Below are 3,149 nucleotides of genomic sequence, written 5' to 3'. Positions count from 1 at the left end.
GCGCACGGCGCCGGCGAGCCGGTCGTCCGCCTCAACGCGGCGATCCGCGGACTCGTCGCCCACCCGCCCGTCGTGACGCGGATCCTCCAGGGAGCGGCCGGGGCGGCGGGGTCGCTCCCGACCGTAGGCCTCCTCTGTTTCGCGCGCGTTTCCGGCGGGAGGCGCGCGATCCGGATCCGGAGCGGCCCCGCCCCCGGGTGCTAGAGCTCGCCCTGCTGCGAGGTGCCGGCCGGGATCGGGACGAGCCGCGTCACGACGGGCGGGTGGGCGACGAGTCCGCGGATCGCCGCGTTGAGGCGGACGACCGGCTCGCCGGCGCCGTGCGCGTCGAGCAGATCGCCGCTCGTCCACTTCTCCAGCATGACGATGGTGCCGTCGGGCGAGTCGTGGATCGCGTAGAGCTCGCAGCCCTCCTCCTCGTGCACCTCCGCGATGGCGGTGGAGAGGGCGGCGACGAGCGCGTCGCGCTGCCCCTCGGCGGGAGTGAAGATCGCGGTGACGACGACGGGATCGGACATGGCGTGCCTTTCGGAGGGGGAGAGGATCAGCGCCGCGGGGGTGCGGCGCAGCTGGAGCGGATGACGAGGTCGGCCTGCACCTCGATGTGCTGCGGGGCCTCGGGGAGGCGGCCCTGCATGCGGGCGAGGACGAGCTCGACGCTGTGACGGGCGAGCATGTCGATCGGCTGGCGGACGACGCTGAGCGGCGGGGTGACCAGCTCGCTCCACGGGTTGTCGTCGAACACGACGACCGAGAGGGCCTCCGGGATCCGGATGCCGAGCTGGAAGAGCCGGTGCACGGCGCTGCGCACCTGCGCGGTGTTGGCGACGACGAGCGCGGTCGGCGGCTCCGGCAGCGCGAGGAGGGCGGCGACCGCCTCGCCGCCGACGTCGCCGCGGAAGGGCACGTCGCGCACGAGCGTGGAGTCCAGCGGCAGGCCGGCCGAGGTGAGGGAGGCGCGGTACCCGGCGACGCGGGCCTGGCCGGTGGAGGTGTGCGCGGGTCCGGAGAGGATCGCGATCCGGGTGTGGCCGAGCGCGATCAGGTGGTCGGTGGCCCGCGCGGCGGAGGCGGAGTTGCCGATGCTCACGACGTCGACGTCGTCGAGCCCGGGCGTGGTGCGGTCGACGAAGACCACGTCGACCCCGGCGCGGCGCAGGCGCGACCACTTCTCGAGGTTGTCGCCGGAGGGGGTGGCGATCACGCCCCCGACGGAGCGGTCGAGCAGGCTCGTGAGCGACTCGCCCTCGACGTGGGAGTCCTCCTGCGTGGTGACCAGGAGCACCTGGGCCCCGCGGGCGCGCGCCTCCCAGACCACCTTGTCGGCGAGGCGGGCGAAGAACGGGTTGGTGAGGTCGGGCAGGACCAGGCCGATCGCGAGGGCCTGCCCCTGGCTGAGCTCGCGGGCGGCGGCGCGGGGGCGGAAGCCGAGCTCGTCGATCGCCTCGACCACGCGGCGCCGCGTGTCGACCGCGACCGGGCCGGTGCCGTCGTTGAGCACGCGGGAGACGACCGAGACCGAGACGCCCGCGGTGCGGGCGACATCGCGGATCGTCGGAGCTTTCTGCACGGGTCCTCCCGGGGGCTGGCGGGGTCCTCGTCGAACGCCGCGATGCGAACTGCTGTTGACACAGCCTAACGGGCGCTGGTACAAAACTGGTACCGGTTCCACCCCGACCGGTCAGCAGAATTCCTCCGAAGAAGACTGCGCACGACGACGACGTCCACCGCCCTCACCGGCGGCTCTCCGCGTCCGTGCGCCACCGGACCAGAGAGGTCAACGTGAACCTGTACAAACTCCTCGGCGATCGCGAACGCGAGGGCCGCCCCATCCGCGTCGGGCTGATCGGCGCCGGCCGCTACGGCACCATGTACCTCTCGCAGGCGCGCAACATCCCCGGCGTCCACGTGGTCGCCATCGCCGACGTGAACGTGGCCCGGGCCCGCGGCGCCTTCGAGCTGGTCGACTGGCCCGCCGAGGCGATGGCTGCCGACATCCCCGAGGCGCTCGCCAACCGCACCACCACCATCGTCGACAACGCGGCCGTCCTCTTCGAGCACGACATCGACGTCATCGTCGAGGCGACCGGCAACCCCATCGTCGGCGTGCACCACGCCCTCCGCGCGATCGAGACCGGCAAGCACATCATCATGGTCACCGTCGAGGCCGACGCCCTCGCCGGACCGGCGCTCGCCAAGCGGGCGGAGAAGGCGGGCATCGTCTACTCGATGGCCTACGGCGACCAGCCGGCCCTCATCATGGAGCTCGTCGACTGGGCCCGCACCAGCGGCTTCGACGTCGTCTGCGCCGGCAAGGGCGCCAAGTACCTCGAGCATTACCACCAGATGAACCCCGACAACGTCTGGGAGAACTGGGAGTTCAGCAAGGAGCTCACCGACTCCGGCCAGCTCAACCCCTACATGCACACCTCGTTCCGCGACGGCACCAAGGCCGCCATCGAGATGGCCGCCGTCGCCAACGCGGCCGGGCTCGTCCCCTCCGACGCCGGCCTCACCTTCACCCCGGGCGACGTCGAGGAGATCGCCACGATCAGCCGCCCCCGCTCGATCGGCGGAGCGCTCGACCACGAGGGCACCGTCGACGTGATGTCGAGCGTCACCCGCGACGGCGCGCTCATCCCGCACAACACCCAGGAGGGCGTCTACGTCGTCGTCAAGGCGACCAACCCCTACGTGTCGACCTGCTTCGACGAGTACCCGTGGCACCCGGACCCGACCAAGCAGTACGCGGCGCTCTACCGCCCGTACCACTACGTCGGCCTCGAGCTGAACATGTCGATCGCCAACGCCGCCCTGCGCGGCATCTCGACCGGCCACCCCGAGGGCTTCTACGGCGACGTGGTCGCGACGGCCAAGAAGGACCTCAAGGCCGGCGAGTTCCTCGACGGCGAGGGCGGCTTCACCGTCTACGGCAAGCTCGTCTCCGCGAAGCACTCGGTCGCCACCGGCGCCCTCCCCGTCGCGCTCGCCCACCACGTCGAGCTGCGCAACGACATCGCGCAGGGCGCGACGGTCGGCTGGGACGACGTCATCATCGACGAGTCCCTCGCCGAGGCGCTCGAGCTGCGCCGCGAGACCGAGGCGCTGCTCGCCTCCTGATGCGACCCCGGGCCGGGCGGAGGGGGGCC

Annotated in this window: 3 protein-coding genes; 1 reads left to right on the top strand and 2 read right to left on the bottom strand. The window is 72.2% G+C overall.

All coding sequences use genetic code 11. From position 1 onward, the window contains the following. Positions 1–200: 200 nt before the first annotated feature. On the bottom strand, positions 201–518 hold the full coding sequence (locus C5C27_RS17040) for a putative quinol monooxygenase (protein WP_104224889.1): 318 nt from the start codon (positions 516–518) through the stop codon (positions 201–203). 26 nt (positions 519–544) lie between these two features. Then, positions 545–1,570: a LacI family DNA-binding transcriptional regulator gene (locus tag C5C27_RS17035; protein ID WP_104239700.1), complete on the bottom strand. Its 1,026-nt coding sequence runs from the start codon at positions 1,568–1,570 to the stop codon at positions 545–547. Between the two features lie 212 nt (positions 1,571–1,782). On the opposite strand from C5C27_RS17035, the gene C5C27_RS17030 reads away from it, so the two are divergent. Beyond that, a complete protein-coding gene (locus tag C5C27_RS17030; RefSeq protein ID WP_104251308.1) occupies positions 1,783–3,120 on the top strand; it encodes an NAD(P)H-dependent oxidoreductase in 1,338 nt (445 codons plus the stop codon). The last annotated feature ends 29 nt before the right edge of the window (positions 3,121–3,149 follow it).

The sequence above is a fragment of the Rathayibacter sp. AY2B7 genome, assembly GCF_002931635.1.
In the GTDB taxonomy this organism is placed as follows: Bacteria; Actinomycetota; Actinomycetes; order Actinomycetales; family Microbacteriaceae; genus Rathayibacter.
This window is presented reverse-complemented; position numbering and strand designations above follow the sequence as displayed.